Consider the following 602-nt stretch of genomic DNA (forward strand, 5'->3'; position numbering starts at 1 on the left):
GGACTGGTTGGAGGTCCAGCATGTATGACGCGAGCCTATGGGAATGATCTTCGGGAGCGTGTTGTTGCGGCGGTTCTGGCTGGGGAAACAGTCCGTGCGGTGGCCAGTCGCTTCGGTGTCAGCGTCTCAGCGGTGGTGAAGTGGTCCGGGCGGCAGCGGATGACAGGCACGTCGGCAGCCCGGCCGATGGGCGGCAAGCGGCGCGACGTGATGCAGCCGGTGCGAGACTTTGCGCTGGCGCGAATGAAGACCGCGCCATCGTTGACGATCCGGGCCTTGCAGGCGGAACTGGCGGCGCAGGGCGTCGTGGTCAGCTACGGCGCGGTTTGGGCCTTCCTGCACCGCGAGCAGCTCAGCTTCAAAAAAAACCGTGCTGGCCAGTGAGACCGAGCGCCCGGCCATCGCCCGATACCGTGCCCGCTGGCGCAGGCATCAGGGCAGGATCGATCCGCAGCGGCTGGTGTTTCTTGATGAAACCTGGGTCAAGACCAACATGGCACCCTTGCGGGGGTGGGGTCCGCGTGGCCAACGTCTGCCGGGCAGGCAACCGCATGGTCATTGGCGGACGCTCACCTTCATCGCCGCCCTGCGCGCCGACCGGA

Annotated in this window: 1 protein-coding gene and 1 pseudogene; both read left to right on the forward strand. The window is 66.4% G+C overall.

Going from position 1 to position 602, the window contains the following annotated elements; all coding sequences use genetic code 11:
- Positions 1–24 precede the first annotated feature (24 nt).
- Positions 25–384: a helix-turn-helix domain-containing protein gene (locus ACFSCT_RS19480; RefSeq protein WP_379145629.1), complete on the forward strand. Its 360-nt coding sequence runs from the start codon at positions 25–27 to the stop codon at positions 382–384.
- Positions 371–602 (forward strand): annotated as a pseudogene (locus ACFSCT_RS19485) (IS630 family transposase); the annotation flags it as partial. The gene ACFSCT_RS19480 and the pseudogene ACFSCT_RS19485, both read left to right, overlap by 14 nt.

It is taken from the genome of Paracoccus pacificus (assembly GCF_042680785.1).
Taxonomy (GTDB): Bacteria; Pseudomonadota; Alphaproteobacteria; order Rhodobacterales; family Rhodobacteraceae; genus Paracoccus; species Paracoccus pacificus.